The organism is Akkermansia sp. N21169, assembly GCF_029854675.1.
In the GTDB taxonomy this organism is placed as follows: domain Bacteria; phylum Verrucomicrobiota; class Verrucomicrobiia; order Verrucomicrobiales; family Akkermansiaceae; genus Akkermansia.
On the sequence record NZ_JARWNC010000038.1, the window covers coordinates 1 to 24880 of the forward strand.

The 24880-nt window shown below is 52.1% G+C and carries 15 protein-coding genes and 2 riboswitches; of the genes, 10 read left to right on the plus strand and 5 right to left on the minus strand.

The window, feature by feature from the left end; translation table 11 throughout:
- Positions 1-311: 311 nt before the first annotated feature.
- Positions 312-737, minus strand: a complete 426-nt coding sequence (locus QET40_RS06530) for a hypothetical protein (RefSeq protein ID WP_280126372.1) — start codon at positions 735-737, stop codon at positions 312-314.
- 196 nt (positions 738-933) lie between these two features.
- Here QET40_RS06530 and QET40_RS06535 point away from each other — a divergent pair, with 196 nt between their 5' ends.
- From QET40_RS06535 to QET40_RS06570, 8 genes are all read left to right on the plus strand, one after another.
- Complete coding sequence (locus tag QET40_RS06535) at positions 934-4482, plus strand: ATP-binding cassette domain-containing protein (RefSeq protein ID WP_280126373.1); 3549 nt, start codon at positions 934-936, stop codon at positions 4480-4482.
- A gap of 64 nt (positions 4483-4546) precedes the next feature.
- Positions 4547-4659, plus strand: a riboswitch (TPP riboswitch).
- A 54-nt stretch (positions 4660-4713) separates the two neighbouring features.
- On the plus strand, positions 4714-6564 hold the full coding sequence (thiC, locus tag QET40_RS06540; RefSeq protein WP_280126374.1) for a phosphomethylpyrimidine synthase ThiC: 1851 nt from the start codon (positions 4714-4716) through the stop codon (positions 6562-6564).
- A gap of 129 nt (positions 6565-6693) precedes the next feature.
- A complete protein-coding gene (locus tag QET40_RS06545) occupies positions 6694-7899 on the plus strand; it encodes a hypothetical protein (protein WP_280126375.1) in 1206 nt (401 codons plus the stop codon).
- 86 nt (positions 7900-7985) lie between these two features.
- Entirely contained in the window at positions 7986-9416 is a 1431-nt protein-coding gene (locus QET40_RS06550) for a polysaccharide deacetylase family protein (protein ID WP_280126376.1), read from the plus strand.
- Positions 9417-9594: 178 nt separating this feature from the next.
- A riboswitch (cobalamin riboswitch) is annotated at positions 9595-9727 on the plus strand.
- A 35-nt stretch (positions 9728-9762) separates the two neighbouring features.
- Complete coding sequence (locus QET40_RS06555) at positions 9763-11838, plus strand: TonB-dependent receptor (RefSeq protein ID WP_280126377.1); 2076 nt, start codon at positions 9763-9765, stop codon at positions 11836-11838.
- A gap of 180 nt (positions 11839-12018) precedes the next feature.
- The gene (locus QET40_RS06560) at positions 12019-14067 is read left to right on the plus strand and encodes an ABC transporter substrate-binding protein (RefSeq protein WP_280126378.1); all 2049 of its coding nucleotides are present in this window, start codon (positions 12019-12021) and stop codon (positions 14065-14067) included.
- 155 nt (positions 14068-14222) lie between these two features.
- Complete coding sequence (locus QET40_RS06565) at positions 14223-14678, plus strand: R3H domain-containing nucleic acid-binding protein (protein WP_280126379.1); 456 nt, start codon at positions 14223-14225, stop codon at positions 14676-14678.
- A gap of 5 nt (positions 14679-14683) precedes the next feature.
- The gene (locus tag QET40_RS06570; RefSeq protein WP_280126380.1) at positions 14684-15730 is read left to right on the plus strand and encodes a hypothetical protein; all 1047 of its coding nucleotides are present in this window, start codon (positions 14684-14686) and stop codon (positions 15728-15730) included.
- A 105-nt stretch (positions 15731-15835) separates the two neighbouring features.
- Here the strand turns inward: QET40_RS06570 and QET40_RS06575 are convergent, their stop codons facing one another.
- Complete coding sequence (locus tag QET40_RS06575) at positions 15836-16780, minus strand: 6-phosphofructokinase (protein ID WP_280126381.1); 945 nt, start codon at positions 16778-16780, stop codon at positions 15836-15838.
- Positions 16781-16910: 130 nt separating this feature from the next.
- Here QET40_RS06575 and QET40_RS06580 point away from each other — a divergent pair, with 130 nt between their 5' ends.
- On the plus strand, positions 16911-17654 hold the full coding sequence (locus QET40_RS06580; protein WP_280126382.1) for a uracil-DNA glycosylase family protein: 744 nt from the start codon (positions 16911-16913) through the stop codon (positions 17652-17654).
- Between the two features lie 103 nt (positions 17655-17757).
- On the opposite strand, the gene QET40_RS06585 is transcribed toward QET40_RS06580, so the two are convergent.
- From QET40_RS06585 to QET40_RS06595, 3 genes are all read right to left on the minus strand, one after another.
- A complete protein-coding gene (locus QET40_RS06585) occupies positions 17758-18606 on the minus strand; it encodes a hypothetical protein (protein WP_280126383.1) in 849 nt (282 codons plus the stop codon).
- A 121-nt stretch (positions 18607-18727) separates the two neighbouring features.
- Positions 18728-20206, minus strand: a complete 1479-nt coding sequence (locus QET40_RS06590) for an SUMF1/EgtB/PvdO family nonheme iron enzyme (RefSeq protein ID WP_280126384.1) — start codon at positions 20204-20206, stop codon at positions 18728-18730.
- An 18-nt stretch (positions 20207-20224) separates the two neighbouring features.
- Positions 20225-21370 (minus strand): hypothetical protein, encoded by a 1146-nt coding sequence (locus QET40_RS06595; protein WP_280126385.1) that lies wholly within the window; start codon positions 21368-21370, stop codon positions 20225-20227.
- 468 nt (positions 21371-21838) lie between these two features.
- On the opposite strand from QET40_RS06595, the gene QET40_RS06600 reads away from it, so the two are divergent.
- On the plus strand, positions 21839-24865 hold the full coding sequence (locus tag QET40_RS06600) for a hypothetical protein (protein WP_280126386.1): 3027 nt from the start codon (positions 21839-21841) through the stop codon (positions 24863-24865).
- Positions 24866-24880: the final 15 nt, after the last annotated feature.

Sequence of the window (24880 nt, forward strand, 5' to 3'; positions counted from 1 at the left end):
GGACTCATCTCGGGGAGACGGTCCTTTCAACTATTCGAGATTTGGAATGATCGGATCCCCGGATGGGGCTTGTATCGGCACTGACTCTTTGACATTCTCCGCCCTAGGGCGGGAATCTGGCTGTCTCTCGTGCTCAATACAAGCCAGGGCTTCGTGGTTGCGATCCTCGAAGCCCTGCTCCGATTCCACGAAGCATTTTACCCTCCGTGGTAATCAAATATTAGCTCTTTTTATTATTTGAGGCTGTCTCAGTCGGATTTTTCAATCCTTCATGAGACAGCCTCTTAGCAATTGTTTTTTGAAAAAACGATTTAGTTGGCGGAGCCTTCTTCCTGCTGCGGAACAAGAACAACACGAAGAGGAACGCGAGTGATGATTTCGCCATCAAGCGTGATGTCCACGGAGTAGGTACCGGCGTTGGCAAAAGAGAGTCCCTGGAAGTTCATAATCAGGTTGCGGGTGAAGAAGGAAGCTCCTTCGGGCAACTGAACATGCAGATCGCCGGAAATGGGCATGCGTTCCTTGTCAAGAGCTTCACCGTCTTCGTCAACGATGCTGATGCCGAGTTTATGGTCACCTTCGTCTTCGGGGGTCAACGTGATGCGGAGAGCAAGAGCGCAGGAGGGATGCACAACCGGGGTCTGGCGGGCAAAGAGAGTGTCGAAAGCGCCTTGGACGCAAAGTTTGCCCTGATAGTCTGCAGCGTAGTCGCAAAGAGTGGATACTTGGAAGTCCATAGTGTCTTGTTGGATTATTTATGTTAAACCGCCGTGTAAGAACGTGCGGCAGCTCTTTACAAGCTAGTACCAAACTCGCCATCTATCAAGCCTAAGAGGAATGTTTTTTTGTCATTTTGGATATTCGTTCAAGTTGGGCATTGTCCCGGGCCCCTGCGACATGTAGAAAAGGAATAGGTTTGTTGCAGCACAATTCATGATCCGGCCCCTACAGTTCATTCAGAAAAAAATCGGACATTGGCGCTTGCGTATGTTGCGTTTGCTTGCCGGGCACTTGCCTTGGTTGAGCCGGGATGACGGTTCCATGCGCCGCGATGCCGGGACGGTCGTCGATTTGTTTGCGACTATTTTGATGAGGCACCGGCATATCAATGCCAAGGATGCCGATGCTGCATTGGATATTTTGCGGTATACGTTTCCGGAGGTTGAACATTACTGGTTGGCGTCCCGTCTGGAACAATCCATGTCTGCTTCCTATACGGTACGTGAAGTGCTGGCCGCCGCCGCCGCCGGACGCGACGAAGCGGAACGCATAGCCATTGCTTTGGAAGTATTGTCCTTGTTGAAGAATTCGGGAGATCAGTCTTCCCTGGGCAATCTGTTTGAACGTGTCACTTACGGTCTTGAGCTTCCCGGCGCCGCCGAGGGGCTGATGAATCTGTTGAATGTTCCAGGGACTGAAGCGGAAGATCCGGCCTTTAGCGTTAGTTTTTCTTCATCCGGAAGAGGCGAGGTTGCCCTTCCGGAATCGGATGCGGGGGTAGAATTTCGCTTGATTCGTTGTTCTCGCTTGGTGATGGTCGTCAATGACGGGAAGAAATCCCTGATTGTCCGCGGCCGTCCTTTGGCTCCCGGGCGGGCCATGCCGTTGACGGTGGGGCAGGTTGTCGTCATTCCTTCCGGCCCGATCAGTTACGAAGACTTTAATTTTTTCCTGGAAGCCAAGCGAACCGGGAGGAAGGAAGCTTTCTTCTTCTTTGTTCAGCACGACAGCCTCCAGATCACGCGTGTCCGTAATCGTAACAGTCTGTTGAAGATCATGATGGGATTGCAGGGAGATGTGACGATCCTGCGTCCCGATGTCGATTTCCGAGTCGGAAACAAAAAGGTCGAACCGGGGGAAATTACCGAACTTTCCTACCATACTCCCTTCATGTTGCAGGGAGCTGGTCCGTTCCTTCTCAACGATATCAAGGAAGTGACTTCCGATATCGGCAAGCAGTTCCAGATCGATCCTGCTGCACGTAAAGTACGTGTGACGAATATGCCGGAAAAGGCGCGCAAAGGGGATTTGCTGTTGACTCCCGGATTGGCTTCGGACGTCGTGTTCGAGGTATCGTTCTCCAGCGATACCAGTTCCGGGACACTGGACGTTTTGGAAGCAGCCAGCCACATATCCGTCAATAACAGAGTCGTGCGCGGTCGGATGGAGCTGCAGGATGGCGATATCATTAAACTGAATGCTTTCCAGAGTTTGAGGTGCAATTTTTCCTCAGGCGTTCTGGATGAAGAATACAACGCCATCCGTTCGCTGTGCGTCGAGAGCGTGACAAAGGATTTTCCTCGTTCCGGTCGTGTTGTGGACAATATTGACTTTGAAGTCAAACGCGGCGAGATGGTGTGCATTCTTGGTCCGAGCGGATCCGGGAAGAGTACTCTTCTTTCTATTTTGGCGGGGCACTTGCGCCCGACTCGCGGTCGTGTCCGCTACAATGAACAACGCCTTTACGAACAGCCGGAAAACCTGCGTCCCTATATCGCGTTCATTCCCCGCGAGGATATCTTGGATGCTTCCATGTCCGTGGCTGAACACATCGCCCAGGCTACTATTGTCCGGCGCCCGCGTCTCCAGCGTGCGGAACGCATGCGACGCGTCAATGCCATTCTGAAATTTTTGGGATTGACGCATATTGCTTCCCGCCGTGTTGGGGGGCCTCATGAACGAATGATTTCCGATGGGGAGAGAACCCGTCTGAATCTGGGGTTGGATTTGACGGGGGGGTCCGACGTCTTTCTGATGGACGAGCCGATCAGCGGGCTATCGTCCAGCGATGCTACCAAGGTTGTTGAAACTTTGGAACGTCTGCGGCGCGACAAAATCGTCATTGCCACGATGCACCGTCCGAGTGCCAACCTGATGAATCGCTTCGATAAGATTCTCGTGCTTGACCATGGCGGGCAGATGGCTTTTTGGGGGGAACCTGCGGCGATGATGCACTATTTCCGCAAGGCTGCGACCGATATGGGGATTCAGGTTTCGGCGGACAGCATCAAGGCTGGTGGCGCTGATTATGTCTTTGAAGTTTTGGAGGCTCCCTTGCAGTGGCACGACAGACGGCGTCTCCAGCATCCCCGTCTCTGGCAGGAACGCTTTGAAGGCTTCCGGTTCCGCAATTCAATGGGAGCCGATTTTGGTGCGGCACTGCCGAAAACCATGCTGGGAACCAGCGATATCATTCCTCCGCCTCCCAAACGTTCCGTCATTCAGTTTTGGAGGTTGTTCCGCCTGTGGCTGGTGCGTACCTTTCTCGGGAGGGTTCGCAGCCGGATGGGCTTGTACACAACTTTGCTGGAAGGTCCTTTACTGGCTCTGCTGATAGCGATGACCCTGCGGGCATCGTCAACTCCGGTGTTTACCTTCAAGACAGCGTTGCACATTCCTCCATACTTGTTTTTATCGTCTGTTGTGGCGATGTTTTTTGGTTTGACCGGAGCGGCGAGTGAGATATTGAAGGATAATCCGTTGCTCAAACGCGAAAGCAATTACCGTGTTTTCGTATCGGGGTATATTGCGGCCAAGGCCTTGGTGTTGACCTTTCTTGCCGCTATTCAGTCCGCTTTGTACTTGGTCATAGGCAACGCCATTTTGCAGGTGAATGAGATGTTCGTGTCGTATTGGTTGATCATGGTGCTGACGGCATTTGTCGGTGTCAGTATTTCTCTGCTTGTATCTGTTTTTGCCAAGACCGAACGCGTTGCGTTGAATATGGTGCCCCTCGTACTGATCCCGCAGGTATTGCTGGCTGGGGCGATGATTCCGTTCGAGGAGATGAATCAGTTCATCCCCTGGTCGGCTCACAGGACGGATGAGAATGGTAGGTTAAAGCCCGGACGAGTCCCTCTTGTGGCCGAAGCGTGCCCATTGAGATACTCCTATGAAATGTTCGTTGTGGATCAGGCAACCAATAATCTGTGGGAATTGGAACGTTCTAAAATTCAGAAAAGCGTCGATATCCTGAAGAACAAGCCCGGCATGCTTACCTCGGCTGAAAAGGATAAGATGCGTATGTTGCTACGAGGATTGACGGCTATTTCATCCCTGGAAGCTACCGACGCGGACGAGGCAAAGCGCCATTTGCGCGCGCTACGCCGGTATGCCATGGGGGATTCCGAAGAGGGGCTTGATACCTATATCAAGGATTTGGAGAAGGTCAAAAAACAGACGATGGTGTCGTATTTCGTCAATGACCGTATCCAGGGTATTTACGAATTTGCCGAAGCCCAGCGACAGAGCCGCGAAACGGTAGATCGTCCGACGATTTTCCTGGCCCATCTTCAGCCCATTCCCTGGATGGGAGACGGCAAACTTCCGGACGATCCCGGTTATAGCGCAGATCATGGTACGGTGGAAACCTTGTGGAAGGACGGGGTCGTCCTGTTTCTCATGGGATTGATTCCCCTGGTTGTTGCCGGATGGGCCGTGAAGAAACGCATGGAAGTCAAAGTGCCCGTGACCCGTTTTTGACGATTGGGGTGGGAGTGCCGGTGAAATGTCTTCCCTTGATTCGGCAGGAGAGGTAGAATCTTTCTGCCTTCGACAGGGGAGCATGCCGTGCTGAGACAGGATACCCGTTCCGCGTATCCGAAACCCTCCGAACCTGATAAGGTTAATACCTTCGCAGGGAGTCGCTGAGTTAGGTCCTGCCGTGCATGGATCTCTGAAGGAGGTTGTTTTATCTTCATCAACATTCCTTCCATGACTGACAACACCAAGAATGTTTGCCTTTCCTACCCCGGATCGTCCCGCGTGTATGTCGCCGGGAAACTTTTCCCCGGGATTCGCGTTCCCTTCCGCGAAGTTTCCCTGAGTGAAACCATCTTTCCCGACGGTTGCCGGGAAGACAATGCTCCTGTCCGGTTGTACGATTGTTCCGGTCCCTGGGGGGACGATTCTTTCTGTGGATCTGCTGATCAGGGAATTCCCTCGTTAAGGAAGGATTGGATTACTTCCCGTGGCGATGTGAAAACGGTGGAGAACTCCCACGGCTCATGTCTTGTTTCGGACGGCTCCCATCCGGTAACTCAGCGGTGGTATGCATCTCAGGGAATGGTGACTCAGGAAATGGAGTTTGTCGCCATCCGTGAAAATCTGGGAAGGGAAGCAGCCTTCAAGGCGGTGTATGACCGCTTTCCCCATGAGAAGACGAGACCGGAAGAAGCGGAACGCATGCTTGAAAGTCTTTCCGTAATGCCGCGACCTTCCGCTCTGGAAGCGGAAAAAGGATTCGGTCCCGGCAGTCTGGTCCGTCGTGACAGCCTTGATTTCCAGCATCCCGGAGAACGGCGCTGCGGATGCCGGATGCCGGTTTTCTACACGCCGGAATTTGTCCGTGACGAAATTGCTTCGGGCCGTGCTCTGATTCCCGCCAATATCAATCATCCCGAATGTGAACCGATGATTATCGGTCGCAATTTTCTGGTTAAGATCAATGCTAATATCGGCAATTCTGCTCTCGGTTCAAGTTTGGAGGAAGAGGTGGAGAAATTGCGCTGGGCTATCCATTGGGGGGCGGATACTGTCATGGACTTGTCCACGGGAAATGACATCCATGCCACCCGTGAAGGTATTCTCCGCAACTCCCCCGTTCCCATTGGCACGGTTCCCGTGTATCAGGCTTTGGAAAAAGTTCATGGAAGAGTAGAGCAGCTGACGTGGGAGATCTTCCGAGATACGCTTGTAGAGCAGGCGGAACAGGGCGTCGATTACGTGACCGTGCATGCCGGGCTTTTGCAGCGGTTCATTGCCCATACGGCCCGCCGTATGACCGGTATTGTGTCGCGCGGCGGCTCCATTATGGCTCAGTGGAGCATGCTCCACGGCAGGGAAAACTTCCTCTACGATCATTGGGACGAAGTGTGTTCCATTCTTGCCGCCTACGATGTGGCCGTTTCCATCGGGGATGGTTTGAGGCCTGGTTCCATTGCGGATGCCAATGATTTTGCCCAACTGGCGGAATTGGAAGTGCAGGGAGAGTTGACCAAACGCGCCTGGGACAAAGGGGTGCAGGTGATGAATGAAGGCCCGGGGCATGTTCCCATGCACCTGATTGCCGAAAACATGAACAAGCAGTTGGAGTGGTGTATGGAGGCGCCGTTCTATACCTTGGGGCCGTTGGCTAGCGATATTGCCCCCGGTTATGACCATATCACCGGAGCTTTGGGGGGCGCTGTGATCGGTCAGCTCGGATGTTCTATGCTCTGTTATGTCACGCGGAAGGAACACCTGGGATTGCCGGACAGGGAGGATGTCCGCGAGGGAGTCGTGACCTACAAGTTGGCTGCCCATGCGGCAGATCTTGCCAAGGGGCATCCTTTTGCGCAATACAGGGACAACGCTCTCTCCAAGGCTCGTTTCGAATTCCGTTGGGAAGATCAGTTCAACCTTTCGCTGGATCCGCAGAGAGCTCGTGAATACCACGACCTGACGCTGCCGCATGCCAATGCAAAGAACGCTCATTTTTGTTCCATGTGCGGCCCCAATTTCTGTGCCATGCGTTTGTCCCAGGATATTCGTAAAATGGCCGGGGAGAACGAGCCTGAATCCTGAACAAACCGGAGATTTGATCCTTATGAACGGAGAGAAACCAGCCTTTGATTTCTTCTGAAAAAGTTTGTTGTAAGGGCGAATTGGATTGTCAGCAAGGGACTCATATGCCAAAAGAACGGTTGTTTCCCTATGAAAAATCGATTCCTGCTCCTGACGTTGACCGGCATTGTGGCTGCAAGCTCCGTGCTTGAAGCCAGGGTGTGGACTAATGGAAACGGAGCGACGATTGCGGGAAACCTGGTCGAGGTACGCGATGCTGAATTGGATATCCTGCTGGCCGACGGGAGGCGGGTAACGATTCCCCGTAAGATTTTGTCCGGAGTGGACAATGCCTATGCCGATGAATGGCTGCGCCGTTCTCGCGATGGGGAAGGACCTCCTCCGGAGGACCAGTTCCCTCAGCCGCAGCAAGTAACGGATACGAGTACTGACAAGAAGGTTGTGCCGACCAATTGGATGGATCCGTGGCCGAAAAAGTCGGGATATGATGGCGTCATTATGTTCAAGGTCCTTCAGCAGCTGGACGGGTACAGCGTCTATGAGTCCGATCATTTCCGGATAGAATCTCCCAAACCTTTGGATCGTACGGAGCTGGATGCCTTGTTCATCCGGTTTGAATCGGCTTTGGCCGCTTTGGCCGCGCTGCCGTTTAACCTTCGCTTGGCAATGGCTCCTCCGGTGCGGTATGTGATACGAGTTTCTTTCGACGATGCCGGCTGGAAAGAATCCGGGGGAGGCGACGGTGAAATGATCGGGGTTTCCGGTACACATTTTATCGTCCGCTTAAATAGGACGGATCCGGATTTTCCTGTTAGTATTGAATTGAGAAAGAGAGCGACGATTCCGGATTTTTCCTACTTGAAGCCCATCCATATCATGACCCATTGGGTCATGCAGTTCTTGGGCAAAATCTATTGGCTGAACGAGGGACTGGCTTCCTACATGGAGGTGATGCCGGAAAAGGAAGGCATGTTCGATTACGAACATGACATCGCTTTGTCGGCCCGTTCCGTTCCGCGTACAATCCGCAAAAGCAGTCTGTCCCTTCCTTCCTTGGAGAAGATTTTGACTCAGGAAGGTGCCCCTCAAGGTTCCGAACGGGACTTGATGAGGATGAAAGCCGGTGTTTTGTTGGTTACCGTGTTCTTTATTCGCATGGATCGTGGCGGAGGAGAAATGAAAAATCTGCGTCGTTACCTCCAGCAGATCCAGCGCGATGGAAAGGGGAATCCGGTTGAGTTGCTTCTCGATGGCAGAACATGGGAGGAATTGGAAAATGAGATAGTCGACGCATGGCGTCCTCACCGCGTAATCCTGAAATTCGACAGCAAGTGATGCCGGTGTCCGAATGCCATTGGCAACGGTTGGCATGCACGCAATTAAGCATTGATCGCGGACAGGAGGCATAGTAGTTCATCCGTATGATACGAAGCGTTCGCGGATGGTTGTTGTCACTGGGTATGGTTTGTACTGTCCTGGCGGTCGATTCATGTCCGGGAGCTGTTTCTGAACCACCTCCTCTGGATCCCGGGGTTTTCATCGGTGTTCCGTCTCTTGCTCCGTCCCGGGGCGAGGGTAGAGGGGCAGCCGTTGTGCCGGCCTCGGAAAATATTCCGACTGCGGAACCCGTAGCGGAGGAGAATATCCCGACTGCGGTGCCGGTATCCCCCGAGGAGCTGGCTCCAGCCAATACTCAGGCCGTCCAAGTGCCCGTTATACCCAAGGCATCCCAAATCCCGGTGGATCAGAACAAGACTCAGGTTGCCATCCTGTGCTATCATGATTTTAGCGAGGAAAAACCTGTGACGGAGATGCGTATTCGTACCTCTGTTTTCCGTCGTCAGATGCAGGCATTGAAGGATGCAGGCATGCCCGTTATTACCCTGAAAGAATTCAGGGAATGGAAGAATGGCGACCGTCGCCTTCCGGAGTATTGTGTGATGATCACGGTCGACGATGGCTGGAAAAGCCTCTATACGGACGCCTTTCCGGTGTTGAAGGAAATGGAATTTCCGTTCACGGTGTTTCCCTATACCAATTATTTGACTGGCCGGGGGGCGTCGTTGAGTATTGAACAGGTTAAGGAAATGGTGCGTGCCGGGGCTACTCTCGGAAGCCATTCCACAAGCCATCTCTACCCCTCGGCATGGAAGCGAGTCCAGCGTAAGGGGCAGGAAGCCTATTCCACTCTGATCGACCGGGAAATCGGCAAGTCTCGGGAGTGGCTGCAGGCCAATTTTAATGTACCGATTGAATTCTACTGTTATCCCGGAGGGTATCATACGCCGGAAATGATCGAAAAACTGCCGACATACGGTTACGTGGGCGCTGTGACAGTCGTCCAGAGGAAGACCTTGCATGAAACGGACAATTGGCAGATTCCCCGTTACGTCGTATTTGGCAACAATCCGAGGATTTTTGCCAATGCCGTGACGTTCCATCCTTTGGGAGAATCGGGGGCTTCGGGGGTATCCGATTCCGGGGCAGGAAGCATATCGGTTGCCTCCATGTCTTCCTCATTGCTTCCTCCTCCTATGCAAACTGTTCAGCCTACTGCCAATGCCGTGATTGCGGATCTAGCTCCCGTCATATCGATTGATTTGAGTAATGAACGGGATGTAAATCCGGACTCTATTGTGATGATGATCAATGGATTGGGTAAAGTTCCCGCTTCCTATGATCCCGTCCGGAAAATGTATTCCTGGAAAGCGAACCGTCCGTTCCGTGTCGATACCGTGACCGTGTTCGTATCCTGGAAAACCTTCTCTTCTTCCCAGCCGCAGAGTGTCCGGTGGCAATTCGGTGTGTCGGAACCCAAGTCTCATTATGTGCCGGCAAATGTTGTAAAGTAACACTCTCTTCAATTTTCAATTTGGTGTTGACCTTAGGAATAAAATTGTGTTGATTGCGGGCATGGATTCGCCATAGAGCGGATCACAGACTTCTATGTTCAATTTTCAATTTGGTGTTGACCTTAGGAATAAAATTGTGTTGATTGCGGGCATGGATTCGCCATAGAGCGGATCACAGACTTCTATGGAAGCCCGTGGCACGGGCAGGCAATAGATGGGGAATACCGGTGAAAATCCGGAGCTGTACCGCAACTGTAAACGGAAGCATGCTTCCGTAAGCCAGAAAACCAGCCATGGGAGTTGTCCTATTTGACCGGCGAAGTACCGGTTTTAAGGCGTTACAACTATGATATGCTATAGAAAAGCACTCGAAATGGGTGCTATTGCTGTCGGTCTGGCCCTTGTGGCTTCAGGCCAAGTCTCTCTCGGAGCGAATGCTGACAATCAGTCGGCAACCCAGCCAGCCGGTGCTCAGGAGCAGAAAACTGTACCTGCCCAGACTGTCGCTGTCTTACCGGAAATGACTGTTTCCTCCCATTATGTAGGAGTGCCATACACGTCTTCCGGCGTCTCTGTGAGTATTATTGATCCGAAGGCTTTCGAAGAACGCGGGATTGAAACTCTTTCCGGCGCCCTTGCCCGTACTCCTGGCGTGTATATGCTGGAAGACGGTAGTATCGGCCAGCGCGGCTCCATGGGATACATGACTGTTCGCGGCGTTAATTTGGCTGGCGGTACATCTTTGATGATCGACGGCATGCGCGTATCCGATGTGCGTAATGCCATGTCGTACGACAGTCTTGGTTCCGGCCCGGGACAACTTTATGGCCAGGGTAGCCTCTTTGACTTGGGTGGCGCGGAACTTGTCAAAGGACCTCAAGGGGCCGTCTACGGCAACAACTCGTATGCCGGCGTTTTGGCTCTTTCTACACCGGAAGGATCGGGCAAACCCTCCCTTTCCATTTTCAACGAGGCTGGTTCTTTTGGTTCCTATACGGGAACGGTGACGTCTCAGGGCAAAATCAAAAAACTGGGCTATTTTGTAGGAGTCGGTTTTGAAACGACCGAAAACGATCTTCATTATTTGGGGGCTTCCGGTCCTTATGCCTACCCCAATCCGGGACAAGCCAATAATTACGGTGATTTTCGCCAATGGCAGGAAGCTCTGCGCCTGACCTATGATATTAACAAGGACAACAAGTTGAGCTTGACCTACCGCCGGATGGATTCGCAATTGGACAATCCGAGTTTAGTCTATGGAGCAACAGGTTCGACTGTTGAGCGCGACCGTTTCGATATGCGCAGCAACTTGTTGACTGCAACGTTGGATTCCAACATCAACAAGATCTGGTCGACTACCTTCATGATGGGGTACTATGACCGTCATTTTAAGGATAACCTGATCGACGGAAACTCCTGGACGGATCACAGCAAGTTTCAGATGGAATGGCGTAATGCATTGACGTGGAATAGGGAATGGAAAACAATCCTTGGCATGGCCTGGGATCGTACGGATTACAGCTGTTTGAATAATTACGTCGATATCGACGAAATGGAGAGCAATCTCGCCTGGTTTGCCGAACAGATGTGGTCTCCGACCCGTTATCTGGATTTCAGTGCCGTCGGCCGTTTGGAACACAGCACCATCTGGAACAACAATGCTACATGGCGTTTTGCCGGATCATGGAAAGTAAACGGCCGTGAAGATTCTCCGACTCGAATTTTCGGTTCCGTTGGTTCCGGTTTCCGCGCTCCTTCCGAATGGGAACGCTACGCGAATTGCAATATAGGAGGCTGGCCGTATATCGGCAACCCTGATTTGAAAATTTCCCGTTCCCTTGGCGGCGATCTGGGCATTGAACAGCGTCTCGTCAAGAACCATTACCTGACGGTTACCGGTTTCTGGACGCGTATTAATGACATGATCAATTCCAAAACGGGTTATACGACTCCCGGCGACTATTCTACCGGCTTCTCCACATGGGAAAATACAAGTCATGGCACGATGACTGGGGTGGAAACTTCCCTGCGCGGGGAATTCAGCTGCGCCTGGAAACCCGGCTACACCCTTGGCTACACCTACGTGATGCCCAAGGATAATGATGGCAAACAGCTTCTCGGGACGGCTCGCAATACGGTCAGCGGTGAAATCCATGTTTCACCTCTGGAACGCCTGACTACCGGTCTTGGTATTTTGTCCGCCAGCAACCGTTGCGATACATCGACATCGGGCGGCAAGTATCTGGATGATTATGTAACGCTACGTTGGTTTGTCCGTTATAAAGTGACGGACAACATGACTCTGCATTTCCGTGTGGAAAACCTTCTCAACGAGAAATACATCGTGACGAACGACTACAACTTCGGTGCCTTGCAGGCCCGTGGAATCGGGGTGTTCGGCGGTGTTACCCTTGAGTTCTAAAGATCGTTTCTTCATATTGTTGTTGAATTGCTGAAAAGGTCCATCCCTGTCGGGAATCCTCATGTTCGGTAGGCGAAGACCGGACGGAAGATTCTTCTGCGGGGATGGATTCTTTTTTCTGATGGATGAACGGCGGTTTTTCCCGCATGATATCTCCCGATGCTCAAGTGGTTGTCAATCATGGCTGCGGCATTTGCCGCCGTATTCCTGGCAGGAGTATGGTGGTTGTCGCGCGATGTAAGGGAAGGACTGGATACGGGGAAGATGAGCATGGCTTCGGGACGCGATGGCATGCCCGCGTATTTTGAAGGATTTGTCGGGCGTTGGAATCGGGAGGTTGCCCATTGGCTTGCTTCGGAAGTTGAACGATTGAAGAGGGAAGGAGGGGATCCGGGGGAACTTGATTTGTTGAAAAAGCGGACCCTGTCGGGTGATTTTTTACAGATACTCCCCTCTTCGTCACTGCCGGGAGGACTCGTTTGGCAGGATGGTATGGACCAGCCGGATATTGGTGATCCGAGAGCCATGAAAGGCGGTGAAATCGATATTTGGGGAGGAGTGATGTTCCCTTCCACGTTTCGCCCTTTTGGCCCGGAGAGTACTAGTTTCTTCGGCTATTCGATGTACGGTCAGGTAGATATGAAACTGGTTGCCATCCATCCCCAGACCGAAGAGATTATTCCAGGTCTGGCGGATCGTTGGGCCGTGTCCGGCGATGGCAGGAAGATCTACTTTCATCTGGCTCCTGAGGCTGCCTATTCGGACGGTTCTCCGATCAAGGCGATGGACTTTATCCTGTACCTTTGCCTGAGGACGAGTCCGGCTGTCAAGGATTCCCTCTATTCCAATGAGGTCAAGAAACAATTGGCCGGTATCCGCGTGTACGGGGATGACATTTTGGAGATGGAATTGCCCCGTGCCGTTCCGTGGGCTCCTTTCAAGGCTGCCGGTCTTCTAGCCCCGGCTCATCCGGGATTTTACGCGGATTTCAATGCCGGATACGTGGATAGATACCAGTGGCGCATTCCTCCCGGAACGGGAGGATATATTCTGGATGCGAACCGAATTGTCCGGGGTAGGGCGCTGACGTTGAAGCGTGTGAAAAACTGGTGGGCAGCCGACAGGAAATACTATCGTTATTCGTGCAACGTGGATGCGATTACGCATCACTTTTTCCGGTCGGATACAAAGGCGTATGAGATGTTTCGTCTCGGGCAGTTGGATTATTTGACGGTGTATAAGCCAGAATTGTGGGAAGCTCTTCTTCAGATTCCTCCCGTCCTCGACGGGTATGTTGAGATGGTTTCCTTTACCCGTCGGTTTCCGGAGCCTCCCTATGGCATTTACCTGAATACGGGAGCTCCGCCACTTGACAATATTGATGTCCGGACGGGGCTGTTATATGCCATGCCGATGCAGGAAATACTCGATAGCTTGTTCCGGGGGTACTTTTCCCGGTTGTGTTCTCTAACGGACGGATATGGCAGTATGACGGCTGATCTGGCATGGCCGGATTATTCGCCCACGAAGGCGCGAGCGTATTTTGCCCGTGCCGGATATAGCCGGGTGGGACCGGACGGTATTCTTGTCAATGGGCGTGGAGACCGTCTTTCTATTGAATTGGCATATGCCGAACTTTCGCCATTGATCGGCAATGTTTGCCGCAAACTGAAGGAGGGAGCCAGGGCTTGCGGGGTTGACTTGCGGCTGGATCCGTTGGACGGTTCTGTGTGTGCCCGCAAGGTGAATGAAAAAAGGCATATGGCTGTGTTTTGGGCGACGATGTTCGATTACCCCGTCCCGAATCTCTTTCCGATGCTCCATTCATCCCAGGGCAGGGATGCTGCGGGGAGGCTTGTCTCCAATACGGAGAATGTGTTTTCCATAGCCGATGCGGAATTGGACAGTGCGTTGGCGGAAGCCGCGGAAGCTTCCGGCAGGGATGATCTACGGAGGGCTCTCAAGAGGATTCAAACACGAGTTCGCGATTTGGCCATTTGGGTGCCCGGCTGGAAGGACGATTCTGCAAGGATGGCTTATTGGAGATGGATTCAGTGGCCGGATTCGGAGACGACGCGTTTTTGTTATCCTATTATTTTCAACCCATTGGAGTCACATCTTTACTGGATTGATCCGACTATACGACAGGAGGTGAATGAGGCCAGGAGAGAGGGGAGGAAGTTCCCCGAATCCGTGAAGAGGATTTCCCCGATTGAGCCGGAAGGATGATCGCCGGGAAGGCGATTGCCGGAATATGAGGAATTGCGGGTTTTTGACTTGGCAATTGGAGAATATGTGTACAATAAGGAGTAAAGGATATTCCGCGTCTTCTGCTATGAGCCGGAGGCGGACTTTTGGAACCCGATAAGCTTATTTTGACACCCATGGAAGAAGACCTGAAACAATTAGCCGTTCAATCGCTTGAAACTCTCCTCCAATCGCTTGGTTTCGAAGGGACTGTAACTCCTGAAGAGATGGACAATATCATTTGCCTCCAGATTAGTTCTCCGGACGCAAAATTCCTGATTGGAGAAGATGGAGACCGCCTGGATGATTTGCAGTATCTCGTCAACAGGATGATTCAGCACAAAATCCCGGATGCTCCTAGGGTGAAGGTGGATTGTGATTCTTACCGCCAGCGTCATGAGAAGAAGCTTCTCGACAAGGCGCTCTCCATTGCGGAAAAAGTTAAGGAAACGGGCAAGCCTATGAAATTGTATCCCTTGAATGCGTACCACCGTATGCTTGTTCATAATGCCTTGAAAGAAGTTCCCGGTATTGTGACGGAGTCTGAAGAGGGCAATGCCCGGTTCAAACGGATTACGATTCGTCCGGAATGATGAGGATGGTTCGATCTACGGAAAAGGGCTCCTGCCGATTCCTGTTGAAGCGATGGATTTATGGGTTCCTCGTGCTTGTAGCGGGGGGGGCATGGCAGGTTTATGGTGCGGTCGAATGGTCTCTTTCTCCGGAAGGTTCTGAAATACGTGCACGCTCGGCAAAAAAGGATATACTTTATCTTTACGTGTCTTCACAGCCGGGGCCGGCGGAGAAAGGATGGATGCAGTGGTTGGATTCCTCCCGGTTTGATGAATCGGGATTGGACGGTAGTTTTGTATTCTGCAAATTGGAGCTTCCTTCCGGAAGGGTTAATCCTGGCAGTCCGGTTACATCGGAGGTGTTGGGGCGTGCCGCGCGTCATGGCGTGAGAATGTTGCCGACGATGATTCTTTGCGATGAGAAGGGCAAGCCGTATGCGATGGCAGTTGGAGGATCCCGGAATGATGATGAGGCGGATACCCTGGCGGCCAGGCTTCTTCTCTTGCGCGGGGAGAAAGCCAAGCGTGATGAAATGCTGGCCCGTGCTTACGCTGCGCAGGATCCGGAGGAGGCCGCTTCCATGGTGCTTCTTGCCCTGGAACATGTTCCGGTAGAATCCTGGGCTCTCCATTATGCTGCATGCATGCACATGCTGGAGAAATCCTCCTGTGCCGATGCCAGGTATCTAGAAGCTGTTGCTGCGTCAAAGCGTATCCTTCATGAAGAGGCGTTGGGGGATCTGGTCCATAAGTTTTCCTTGCTTGTCGGGGAAAAGGAAAGGGAAGATGTTTTGAAGGGCTTTTTGCATTTTTTAGAGGAAAAGGATCTGGAAACACCGACAAGGCAATGCGTGCTTGTAGCCTATGTTTATCCTTTGTTAGTCAATAGGTGTCGGGAACTCTTCCGAAAAATAGGTTCCAACTCACCTGAACTTGAGAAAACATTCAACCGTTCTGTGGAGGTCTTGGAAGAAGCTCGAGATCTGGATCCTGCCTCCTACTGGGGACGAATGGCACATGAAACCCGCGAGAATTTGAGGAAGGCTCGCTTGGCTGCCGCCCGCTACGATTGATTCCTTTGATCGAAGTCCTGCGAATACAAAAAACCGCCATTCCGTGAAAGAATAGCGGTTTTTTGTCAGAAGAAAAATCCTGTAATGAACGAGGAAGAAACCGGGTTAGCAGCTCAATTCGCGGCAGAGGTCGATGATTTCGGGATTGACCGAATATTTTTGGCCGGCAACGGCATTCAGCGATGTTGTGGCGTAACTCCCGTCGCGGTAGACCATGATCTGGTTGTTGTTACCCTTGTGCAGAGCTTCTACGGCACGGGTGGCGAAACGTGTCGCCATCAGGCGGTCTCTCGCAGTCGGGGAGCCGCCGCGCTGAACATGGCCCAGAACGGTGAGGCGTGTATCCATCCCCGTTTTTTCATTGAGCCAGCGAGTCAGATACTGAGCGACACGCGTTCCTTCGGCGACGACGGCGATGATGTAGCCGATGCCTTCTTCGATTTGAGGGCTCAGACGGCGGTAGATGGAGTCGAGGTCGTAGGGGATTTCAGGAACAATACAGATATCAGCGCTGCTGCAGAGAGCCGTGGTCATGGCCAGGTATCCGCAATCGCGCCCCATCGTTTCCACGACAAATGCCCGGTGATGTGACTGAGCCGTGTCACGGATGGAATCAATACAATTGAGAATGACGTTTTGGGCGGTGTCTACACCGAGGCAGTAGTCCGTCGACGCAATATCATTGTCGATCGTGGCGGGAATCCCGGCAAACGGGACTTCGAAATCATTGTAAAAGTCGTTGAGGGCTCGGAAGGATCCGTCTCCTCCCATGATGATCAGTTTTTCAATGCCTTTGGCCTTCAGGTGTTCGTAGGCCTGTTTGCGATATTCGTACTGGAAAAACCTTTTGGAACGTGAGGAACGCAGAAGCGTGCCGCCGCGGTAAATCAGTTCATTGGTAAGGTTGCGGGATGGTTCTTCAATCTTTCCGTCGATGAGTCCTTCCAGTCCGTCGTATACCACGTATGGACGCATTGAGAGATGTCGTGCATGGTCCACGGCGGCCTTGATGGCGGGATTCATTCCTGCTGCATCACCGCCCGATGTCATAATGGCTATTCCACTCATTGGCTGAAGGTATCGTTAGTAGTTCCGAAATTTAGCGTATATGATGTGGGAGGAAAAGCAAGTCCCGAGTTTTTTGCTGGCACGATATAGGTGGAATAGGCATGATTCCGGCATGGTATCAATCGCAGACCAATTGCTCCAGGCTTCCGCGTTTCTGGCGGATGAGATGGATTCCCTGTCGTTTTCCTTCCCCGTCGCTTATACGTATAATCCGCTAAAGTATGCGTGGGCTCCGTATGAACAATATGTACGCCGGTATGGAGATTCGGAGAAGAGGACTTTTTTTCTGGGGATGAATCCCGGTCCTTTCGGGATGGCCCAGACGGGTGTTCCGTTCGGGGAAGTGGATGCTGTCAAGAACTGGCTGGGTATTGAAGCTGCCGTGGGGAAGCCTTCCCTCATGCATCCGAAAAGGCCTGTGGATGGATTTGCATGTAAGCGCTCCGAGGTAAGCGGCAGGAGATTGTGGGGGCTCTTTCGTGATGTCTATGGAACTCCGGAAACATTTTTCAAGGATCATTTCGTCGTTAATTTTTGCCCGCTTGTCTGGATGTCCGAATCCGGAGCCAACGTTACTCCGGACAAGCTGTCCGCAGACATTCAGGAGCGTATTGACGCTCTGTGTCTGTCTCATCTTGAGAGTATGATACGGATTATGGAGCCGGAAATCCTTGTCGGTGTAGGAGCTTACGCGACGAATAAATTGAAAGATGCCTCCTCTGCCATGCCGGATCGTACGTTTACCATCGGTACTCTTCTGCATCCTAGTCCTGCGAGTCCGGTTGCCAATAAGTTTTGGCCTCAGCGTCCCATGGAACAGCTGCGCGACCTGGGTATTCTGCCCGTCGGTAAATAAACGGGAGGCGTAATAAGAGAAGCGCCTCCATCGTCCGGGACGGTGGAGGCGGGAAAATAGTGTTCCTCCCTGAAAGGGGGGAAGAACGAATAGATTGGCGGGATTATTCTCCTGGGACGACGGTTGCGTCTTTGGGGCCTTTTACTCCCTGCTTGAATGGATCGAACGGGATGGCTCCGGTAATACGGAGGCTTCCATCGGGAAGATAGACGAGAGAAGGCTGGTAACCATTGATTCGCTTGTAGTATTGCAGGGATTTCCTGGTTCCGTCCGGAGCGATGATTGCCCCGGCGTAGATGGTTGGTGTCGTCAAAAAAAGAACATGAAGGTTAGCCTTGGAATCAATGCGGCATGCCGGGTCGAAGAAGCTCAACCATTCCCCGAGTCCCGTGGCATTGATGGGAGTACCCACCTCTCCGTCCTTGACTTGAACGTACAGGTGGGATTTTTGGTTATTTTTCATGCTGCAGACGACGTACTTGCATCGGCGGCCTCCCGGAGGAGTTGCGATCTGGGACCAGACGGGCATGCCGGACATGATGGTGAACATTTTTTTGCCCGAGGAAAACATGGTGCGCATGTCCGGGCCGCGGACAAGGGCTGTCGCCTTGTAGTTGCCGTCACGGGAAAAGTCGTAGAAGTGGCGCAGGTTGATTCGGCGGGAAACGCTTTTACCGGTGGGGATGGAGAGTGGAGGAAAGTTGGCGAAGCGCGATTGGGGCAGGGGCATGCCGCCGTCGTTGCTTTCGACGTTGATGTCGAGCCAGGAGATTTGGTCGCTGCTGCTCAGATGGATGGGAGCTCCGGTGTTGTTGCTGATGGTTAGGCGAACGGTGACAGGTTCTCCGCTGAGGAATTGTTTTTTGATTGGTTCCATTCTGACGATCAACTGGGAAAACGCCGGGAGGCAGAGAGCTCCTAGAAGAAGAATGAATGATAGGATACGTTGCATGATAGAAGGGGATGGTGTACGAGAATCGATGGCAGATTGTTTTACTGGAAGATTCGCAGGTACGACGACTTCCGATGTTATTTATGTATGTATGACCGGTGAGGGGGATAAATCAAGGGAATTATTGTTCGTGAACGGTACGGAAACCAATTGTTTTGGATCTGATGTCCTGGGATGGAACGTAGATGACTCGTTGTTTTCCGGGGAGTCCGCTATGTCCTCCGCAGACAATGGGGCGTTCCGCTTCCATAGGCATGGAGGGATCTTTTCCTTCACTGGATGTCCATTCCGATACTCCGGAATTAAAACCGCACAGGTTGTGTTCTCCCACGTCCCGGAGATAGTTGTCAACAGGACCCATAGGATCTTGCCCGTGCGTAGAAACCCGGTCGGCAATCGTTTTCCATTCTTCCAAGGTAGGAAGGCGGTATCCTTTCCATTTGGCATAGGCATAGGCATCCCAGAAATCGACGTTGAAGACAGGCGTCCGCATACTCATGGCATAGTCTTCCCAGACCTTGCCATGTTGGGCGGCATCGAGCATGGCCTCCCAGTCGAGAGGGGTGTGACCGGTTTTTCCTGGAGGCTGATTGGGATGGTCGTATGACTTGCGTCCCTGTTCCGGCATGTTCTTGATGGAGTCGAGAAAGTTTTTGTAGGCGCCGATGGTGACTTCGTATGCGTCGCAGATAAGGATGGGGGCTCCGTTTCCCGGATTGATGGGGATTCCCATATGGTCGCGCCCATCGAAAACGGGATGTGTCAGTTTAGGTTTTGTAGCGGTGGAATGATGATCCGGATCATTGTTGCCGATGAGAAGGAAAACCGCTCCGGCGGCAAGGATGGCGACAATGGCGACCAGAAGGATCTTGTAACGGGATAAAGGAGAAACAGGAGATTGTTCAAGAAGTCCAGTGGTGGCGTTTTGCCCGATCCCCAACTGGTCTTCGACGGTATCCACCATTTCGGCTACGTGCTGCCAGGTGAGCGTTTTTCCTTCCTGCCCGTCCCGCATCCAGGTGGCAATAGTACCTATGCGGGTGGCTCCGGGCACGTTGGGGGTGATAAGGGAGGGAAGAATGTTGCCGAGGGAGATCATGTCCAGGGCAGATGTGTCCGGCTTTCTTGTCCCGGGAATGACCGGGTTGATCATGCGGAATCCTCCGCTCGAGTCTTCAAAAAAGGAATCGGGAGAAATGGGAGAAGTGGCGAGATTGTGGGAATCGAAGAATTCTTCTGCCTTGCTGACGGTTTTCAGTAGCTCCAGAAGTTGATGGGTGCTAAAGGTTTTCCCGATGCTGATGGCATTGTCCAGTCTGGCCCCATCCGGTTTTTCATAGCTGAAGTACCATTTCCCGTCGGTCTTGCTGGCTTCGTAAACGGTGGTGAAAAGGGGAGAATCGACTGATGCTTTGACACGAACCTCATGAAGGAACTCCTGGATGGATTCCTCGGTACTCGTTTCCGGATCGGGCATTTCCAGGATGACTTTGCGGCTTGTGCTAATTTGGATGGCGTCAAAATACAACCGGCCATCCTTTTCTTTGATCAGGGAAAGAAGCGTGTAGTCGCCTAGAGTACAGGGGAAGGAAAGTGTCATGAGGGAGGAAATGCAGGGTTATTGAGCTGCGGGAAGGAAGTCGGACATTTGTTGAGCGTCAAGAATAGAAGAACCTCCTTCTTTGGGGGGAAGGAGCCCTTCTCCGTAATTGTCGTCCTGGTAGGGTACATCCGGTTTTTTCATCTGCATTTGCTCGATGAGGAACAGAACGCGCGGAGAGGCGTAGCAGTCCATGGGCTCTCCTTTGTAATAGAGTTTGGCGGTGAATCCGAAATATTTGAGATCGCCGTAGGCAGCGATTGCCTCTTCGGTCAGAGGAGGCATGTGGTAGCGGACTTCAAGGGTTTCCTCCCCGTCAGCCCAGTCAACGGGTTCGCTCATCCAGCGGACCTGGGGTTCTTCCGCTCGCGTCAATTCGATTTTTCGTCCATTGACGGAATCGTAGAAGAGGATGGGGATGTAGAGGTCTTCCGGGCGGATATTGAGCCCTTCTTTCATGAGAATGGGAATGGTCAGGACGACGCGTTGTCCGTCTCCCGCGTTTTCTTCCTTGTACTCCAGAATGGTACCGAAAGCCATGTCTCCCCGTCTATCGGACGGAGCCTCGAAACCGGTCTCGAGGTGTTTGGCGGCCATTTGGCAGTATTTGCCGGCTTTGTCGCGCATAGTGAATACTTTGAGGAAGTATTCACGGGACTTTTCGGCATTGCGCAGAGCCTCGTAAGCGAGGCCGAAATAGTAGAGGAGGACGGGATTGCCCGGTTCAAGAGCCGAAGCTTCTTCGAGTTTGAGAACGGATTTTCTCATGTCTCCTTCGATTTGGGCATAACGGGCTTCCTTGAGAAGCTGGGCAAGCTGTGGGGGAAGGGGGATATCCGGTTCTTTGCGGGTCTTGTTTTCGGCGTAATCCTGTACATTGTTCGGTTGACGGATAACGGGCGGAGCAATGACAGAAGGCTGGGGACCTGAGGCTTTTTGATCGGCATCCCGTAGCATTTCCTCAACGGTTCGCGGCCTGATAGATGTGATGAGTTCGTCGGGTAGGGGGGGCTGTGGCTTGTCGGGCACGGGATCTTTCTTGTCAGGAACCGGCTGTTGTATAACGGGCGGTGGAGGGGACGAAAGCTTGAGTGTCAGTGCGATGCCTACTGCCATCAACTGAATGAAGGCAAGGCAGCCAAGCACAATGTATACGCGGCGCAAGGCCTTTGTTGATTTTGGGGGATGAGGCATCTCGGTCTGCTGCATGAAACTCGTTGGGCTGCTCTGTTTAATCTACTCTTCCTGTCCCGCTCTGTGAAACAAAAAATAAGAGTTGCCGAGCTTATCCGGCCTGAGGAAGAAGAGCAAGGGACTTTATTGAGGTTTCCGGCTTTTCTTTTGACCGTATATGTCCGGAGATATCTGGAGGGGAAGGGATATCATGTTTCGTTTTGAGATAGGATATTGTCCGGGAGGATCGACTGTTTTCAAGGAGGCTCTTTCCAAGCCATTCTGCTTCATGTGGTTGAAGATACACTGGGTAATAGCCTGAAAGCACTGAAAGGAAAAACTTATCATACGGTACTTCATTCTGTGGATTTGGTGTATCCGCTGTTGTATGAAAATAAGCGAATTAAATATGTAGGGTACTGAAAGGAAATTGTACTCGTGTGCGTATTCATCCCTGTTATGAAAAGCTTTTTCCCATTATTGTTGATGTGCATGGTGTGTTCCGGAGCTGAATTTGTCTTTTTGGATGGAGCAACGCCTTCTCTTGTCGGCAGCCATATATCGACTCAGGGGGGATTTTTGAGATATTGGGATGGCGTCGGCAGTGGTGCAGAATGGAAATTTGCCATTTCGGAGAAAGGAATGTATTATCTGAATTTAAAAATGGCATCTCCGGCTGGCCAGGGCGGAGTTGCGGAAATTATCCTGGATGGGAAGAAGGTCTGCGATTGGAATGTCCCTTCAACGAAGGATTTCAATGATTTCAAGACAGTTCGCGTTTGGCAGGGACAACTGGAGGCCGGAGAACATACGTTTCGGATTGTGGCTGGAAAGTTAAACCAACAGTATTTCATGGATGTGAAATACGGTTTTTTATCTTCCGATTCGTCCGAAAAAGCCTGGGAGGATGCAGTCGGGAGAGAATGCGCGAAAATTGAAGAGACAATGAGTAAGGTTTCGTCCTGGAACGAGTCTTTGGTTGTAGCTTCCGGACTGTTGAGGAATGGCAGATTGTTGCCGGATTCGGAGAACCGCCTTCGTGTTTTGCTGGAGAATGGGTTTCCTCACCAGGAAGTATGGCTTCGTCAGGATCTGGGCAAGGGAGGAATGGAGCTGCTGCTTTCGGAGGATTCCGTTGTGTTGATTCGGGGTGCGGTGGAGAGAATGCTGGTCAATATCCCGGAACTGAAGATTTTTTCGGATGAGATCACTAGACTGAAACAACATCCGGATGCCTCTTTCTCCCAGTGGTGCGGATTGTATGAACGCATGGGCTATGCAAGGCGCCAGGTCCGTTTGGATCGAATCAGGACAAAGTCTCCGAAGTTTATTTTTGCGAAACACCATGTTTTTGGCAGCGTCTCCGGCATTTATTTGATTACGGAGACGGAGGGATCCAACAAGAAATCAGCCCTTTGCACTCTGGATTTAACGCAGGACAAGGATGGTGCCTTTGCCCGTGAGGAAATGCTGGTTGATCCAGGGGAGGGGAGTGTCCGGGATCCTGAGCTTTCCTTCGATGGAACGAAGCTTCTTTTTGCGATGCGTCCGACGAGGAAGAATTACAATTCAACTTTTTTCCCGGGCAAGAGCCAGGGGGATGTCAATCTGGCTTCATCGGGATGTCCGGAAAGCAATTATCAGATTTACGAACTGGATCGTACGACTGGCAGGATTCGCCCATTGACGACTCCTGAAACTTATGGCTCCAGCATGGAACCCTGTTATCTGCCCAATGGTGACATCATGTTCAGTTCCTCCCGCATCGTCCAGCACATTACCTGCGGGTGGGGAGACCTGAGCAATCTGTTTATCATGAACAAAGACGGCAAGTATGCCCGCCGTGTCGGATTCGATCAAACGAATACGGCTTTTCCGAGCTTGCTCAATGACGGTCGCGTGATTTTCACAAGGCGCGACTACAATGATCGCGGCCAGGCCTCGGCCCATGCCCTCTTCCAGATGAATCCCGACGGGACGGCGCAGACGGAGTTCTACGGCAACCAGACGGGGTTGCCCAACAGCTTCCATCATGCGCGGGCTATCCCGAACTCCAACAAGGTGATTTGCATTATCGGCGGATACCACACGACGCAGGGAGGCAAGCTGGCTCTGATGGATGTTTCCAAGGGTGTGGAATTGGATCAGGGAATCGTGGAAATGCCCGGATACAGGACGCCGAAAAGCGGCAATGGTTATGATGACCGGTATGGCAAACAGGGGGAACAGTTTTCCAATCCCTATGCATTGACGGAACGCGACTACCTCGTGTCGATAGCCCCGCACAACGGAGCCGATTATTCCCTGTATTACTTGAATGACAAAGGAGAACGGGAACTTCTGGCGTCAGACCCGGGCACCTCCTGCCTGCAGGTGATTCCGGATGCTCCGCGCAAGCGTCCGGGAGTACGTCCCTCCGAGGTTGATTACACGAAGGATGAGGGTATTTTTTATGTACAGAATGTATACTATGGCGAAGCGGCCCAAGGGATTGAACCGGGAAGCGTCAAGAAGATCCGCGTGATTGAAATGCTGTACAAAAATGCAACGATCGGGACAGGGCGTGGCGTAGGCCCTGGAGGTTGCTGGGATACGGTGATGCCGACGGGACATGGCCTTGCCTCCTTCGATTCGAAGAAGATTATCGGCGATGCAACGGTCTATGAAGACGGTTCGGCGATGTTCAAGGCACCTGCTCGCAAGCCTGTATACTTCCAGCTTCTGGATTGTAAAAACCGGGTCATTCAGACGATGCGCTCGTGGGCGACGCTGATGCCGGCAGAGAAGTTTTCATGCGTCGGCTGCCATGAGGACAAAAACAAGACGCCGCTCAACCCGCTGCGTCGTACGATTGCGTCGATGAAGCCGGCGGAGGAGCTTGAGCCTTTTTATGGTCCACCTCGCGCCTTCAGTTATATTCATGAGGTACAGCCCGTGTTCGACAAGCATTGCATAGCCTGTCACCGCGAGGGAGGGGAAGGGAAGAAGCTTTTATTGACGTCCAAGCCTTATGTGGATGATCCGGCGGCTAAACGTCGGTATTACCGTTCCTATTTCGAACTGACGAAGGCACGTCCGGAAAATGGTCACAAACCTGAGGAATTCGGATTCTATCCCTCGGATAAGGTATGGGGACCGCGTATTCTGGGGCAGCGTCTGCCGGACGAACCGAACAAGTATGTATCGTGGTACACCCGGTTTGAACTGATGCACCAGTATCCTCCCTACAGGGCTGGGGCCGTCCGCAGCGGATTGGTCAAACTGCTCGAAAAAGGGCACAAAAATATCAAATTGACTCAGGAAGAATGGGATAAGATCTGTGCATGGATCGACTTGAATATTCCATTTGCCGGGGAGTACGATGAATCCAATATCTGGTCGGATACAGAAAAGGCCTTCTACAGGGCAAGGGTGAACGAACGTGCCAGAAACGAGGCCATCGAAGCTCGCCATATCCGTGAAATGATTCAATTCGGCCACAAATAACCAACTGTTTTGAAC